5 protein-coding genes are annotated in these 3,743 nt (G+C 63.2%); 3 read left to right on the forward strand and 2 right to left on the reverse strand.

Annotation, left to right across the window (positions count from 1 at the left end):
• Positions 1-15: 15 nt before the first annotated feature.
• Entirely contained in the window at positions 16-1,002 is a 987-nt protein-coding gene (locus ABYW26_RS11855; protein WP_372605100.1) for an adenosine kinase, read from the reverse strand.
• Positions 999-1,643: an endonuclease III gene (gene nth / locus ABYW26_RS11860; RefSeq protein WP_372605101.1), complete on the reverse strand. Its 645-nt coding sequence runs from the start codon at positions 1,641-1,643 to the stop codon at positions 999-1,001. The genes ABYW26_RS11855 and nth overlap by 4 nt, the downstream gene beginning before the upstream one ends.
• 125 nt (positions 1,644-1,768) lie before the next feature.
• On the opposite strand from nth, the gene ABYW26_RS11865 reads away from it, so the two are divergent.
• The 3 genes from ABYW26_RS11865 to ABYW26_RS11875 all read left to right on the forward strand — a co-directional run.
• Positions 1,769-2,611, forward strand: a complete 843-nt coding sequence (locus tag ABYW26_RS11865) for a methylated-DNA--[protein]-cysteine S-methyltransferase (RefSeq protein WP_372605102.1) — start codon at positions 1,769-1,771, stop codon at positions 2,609-2,611.
• Between the two features lie 101 nt (positions 2,612-2,712).
• The gene (locus ABYW26_RS11870) at positions 2,713-3,375 is read left to right on the forward strand and encodes an OmpA family protein (protein ID WP_372605103.1); all 663 of its coding nucleotides are present in this window, start codon (positions 2,713-2,715) and stop codon (positions 3,373-3,375) included.
• 84 nt (positions 3,376-3,459) lie between these two features.
• Positions 3,460-3,743 (forward strand): GntR family transcriptional regulator (locus tag ABYW26_RS11875; RefSeq protein ID WP_372605104.1); only part of this gene is annotated, 284 nt, incomplete at its 3' end.

The following is a 3,743-nucleotide window of genomic DNA, read 5'->3' on the forward strand; positions in this document are numbered from 1 at the left end:
CGGGAGCGTTTGGCCTTAGATCAGGCCCTGCGACCGGAACAGGGTTTTCAGATCGGTTTCCGGGCGGGCGCCGAAATGGCTGATGACTTCGGCGGCGGCAACGCAGCCCATGCGGCCGCAGGTTTCCAGCGACTGGCCGGTGGCATAGCCATACAGGAACCCGGCGGCGAACTGATCGCCGGCGCCGGTGGCATCGACCGGGGTGATCGGGGTTACGGGGACGATGGCCTCGTCCTCGCCGCGAACCAGAACCACGTCATGGCCCGAACGGGTGCAGACCACGGTGCCGGCCTCGGACGCGGCCTGTTCAAGCGCCGAGGACAGGTCGGTTTCATACAGCGATGCCCATTCGTGTTCATTGCCGATCACGAAGTCCAGTTCGCGCACGAGGCGGCGGAAATCGGCGCGGTGGCGGTCGACGCAGAACGGGTCGGACAGCGCAATCCCGGCTTTGCCACCCGCCGCCCGGCAAGTTTGCGCCGCTTGTTCGAACGCCTGTTTTCCTTTGGGTTTGTCGTAAAGATAGCCCTCGAGAAACAGGATTTCGGCCTGACCGGCGACGTCGTCGGAGACGTCCTCGGGGCCAAGTTCAGCCGAGATGCCCAGATAGGTGTTCATCGACCGCTCGCCATCGGGCGACACGAAGATCATCGAGCGCGAGGTCGGCAATTCGCCGCCCGCCACCGGTGGGTTGACGAAATCCGTCCCGCCCGAATTCATGCCATCGGCATAGAACCGGCCCAGTTCGTCGTCATGCACCCGGCCGATGAACGCGGTTTTCAGGCCCAGATTGCCCAGACCCGCCAGCGTGTTCGCCACCGAGCCACCGGGCGCCTGTGTGCGGTTGGTCATCGCGCCATACAGCATCTCGCCGCGGGGCTGTTCGACCAGTTGCATGATGCCTTTCTGGATGCCCATGAGATCGAGAAAGCTGTCTTCGCACTGGGTCAGGACATCGACGATGGCGTTGCCGATACCGACAACCTGATAGGTTTTGCTCACAGGTTTTTCTCCTCAAAGGGACAGAGATCACGGATCACGCAAGTGCCGCACAGCGGTTTGCGGGCCTTGCAGGTATAACGGCCATGCAAGATCAGCCAGTGATGGGCGTGCTGCTGGAATTCGGCCGGGATATTGTCTTCGATGGCGCGTTCGACCGCGTCGACGGTTTTGCCGGCGGCGATTCCGGTGCGGTTGCCGACGCGGAAAATATGGGTATCGACAGCCTGCGCGGGCATGTGGAACCACATGTTCAGCACCACGTTCGCCGTTTTGCGTCCGACCCCCGGCAGCGATTGCAGCGCCGCGCGCGACGAGGGCACCTGGCCATCATATTGATCGACCAGAATTTGGCTCAGCTTGATGACGTTCTTGGCCTTTTGCCGGAACAGGCCGATGGTCTTGATATGCTCGATCAGGCCGTCTTCGCCCAGATCCAGCATCTTTTGCGGCGTGTCGGCGATCTTGAACAGGGCGCGGGTGGCTTTGTTCACGCCCACATCGGTGGCCTGCGCCGACAGGGCGACGGCAACAACCAGCGTATAGGCGTTCACATGCTCCAGCTCGCCCTTGGGTTCGGGGTCTTTGGCGTGGAACCGAGTGAAAATCTCGTGGATCGTATGGTAATCAAGCTGCTTTGCCATAGGCGCGGTATGCCCGTTGTGCCGCGACAGGGCAAGTCCGGGATACCGGGTGATTTTGCGCAATATTCGGGTCGCGGGGGGCGGGCGCGTGGCTTAGGCTGGGGGGATCATAGACGGAGGGCGCGATGCCGGACGGCAAGGGCGAACAGGACTATCATTATCAGGTGATCCGGCGGGCGATCGACCGGATCGACGCCCATGGCGGCACTGGCCTGACGTTAGAGCAACTGGCGGCCGAAATGCAGATGAGCCCGGCGCATTTCCAGCGCCTGTTCAGCAAATGGGTCGGGGTGTCGCCGAAACGCTATCAGCAATATCTGGCGCTGGACCATGCCAAGACCCTGTTGCGCGACCGCTTTACCACGCTGGAAACCGCGCAAGGCACCGGCCTGTCGGGCAGCGGCCGCCTGCATGACCTGTTTCTGCGCTGGGAGGCGATGAGCCCCGGCACCTATGCCAGCGGCGGGGCCGGGCTAAAGATCAACTATGGCTGGTTCCCCTCGCCTTTTGGCGAGGTTCTGGCCATGGGCACGGCGGCGGGTCTGTGCGGCATGGCTTTTGTCGATGACATGGGACGCGAGGCCGCCTTTGCCGATCTGGCCGGGCGCTGGCCCAAGGCCGCGTTCACCCCTGCGCCCGAACGGCTGAAGGCCAGCGTAGAGGCCGCCTTCGCCCAATCCGGCACCGTCGATCTGGCGCTGATCGGTGCGCCGTTTCAGATCAAGGTCTGGGAGGCGCTGTTGGCGGTGCCCTCGGGCCATGTCACCACCTATTCCGAAATCGCCCGCGCCATCGGATCCCCCGGCGCGGTGCGGGCAGTGGGCACTGCGGTCGGGCGCAATCCGATCTCGTTCCTGATCCCCTGCCACCGCGCCTTGCGCAAATCCGGGGCTTTGGGCGGCTATCACTGGGGCCTGCCGGTCAAACGCGCCTTGCTGGCATGGGAGACCGCCCGGCTGGACGGTTGATGGGCGAAAACCTGCCGCTCACGGCGCTGTGCATTCAGTGTTGCGGTCTCGCGGCCTATATTCCCGCGAAACCCCATCAGGGGGCGAACAATGAGGCAAAAATGATTCGAGCACGTTTTCCGATGATCGTCGTCGCCGGGGCCCTGACCCTTGGCGCCTGCACCGATACCTATACCACCACCAGCGACCCCAATCAGCGCACCAAGGAAGGCGCCGCCGTCGGCGCCATCACCGGTGCCGTGGCCGGCATCCTGATCGGCGATGACAAACAGGGCCGCACCAATGGCGCCATCATCGGCGGTCTGGTTGGCGCGGCAGCCGGGGCAGCAATCGGGTCAAGTCTGGACAAACAAGCTGCCGACCTTCAGGCCAGTTTCGACAATAATGCGATCCGGGTGGTCAACACCGGTTCGGCGCTGATCGTGACCATGCCGCAGGACATCCTGTTCGCCACCGACAGCGCAATCGTCAGCCCGGCCTTGCGCTCGGATCTGTTTGTTCTGGCCGAAAGCCTGAATGACTATCCCGACAGCACGGTGCAGGTGATCGGCCATACCGACAACACCGGCAGCGCCAGTTATAACCAGCAATTGTCGGCACTTCGCGCTGAATCCGTGGCCTCGATCCTGCGCGATGCCGGTGTCACGTCGTGGCGGATCGTCGCCAGTGGCCGGGGCGAGGATCAGCCCATTGCATCGAACCTGACGCCCGAAGGCCGGGCCCAGAACCGCCGGGTCGAAATCATCATTACCCCAAGACAATAACGGGTTGGGCCAACGGCCCACCCCTTTCCCTGTTGCCGCAGGGACCAAGCGGTCATATGGTCTTACCAATTAAGGAGACCATCCATGCCGTTCGAAAAGGTTCACTCTGAAAAGCTGTCTCATGCCGTTCAGAAGCAAATTGAACAGCTGATCCTGCGTGGCATCCTGCGCCCCGGCGAACGCCTGCCTTCGGAACGGGAACTGTCGGACAAGCTGGGCGTGTCGCGGCCATCGCTGCGCGAAGCCGTGTCCGAATTGCAGGACCGCGGCCTGCTGGTCAGCCGCGCCGGCGCCGGGATTTTCGTGGCCGAGGTTCTGGGCTCGGCCTTTTCCCCGGCGCTGATCCGGCTGTTCGCCGACCATGACGA

This window comes from Actibacterium sp., assembly GCF_041584535.1.
Lineage (GTDB): Bacteria > Pseudomonadota > Alphaproteobacteria > Rhodobacterales > Rhodobacteraceae > Actibacterium_D.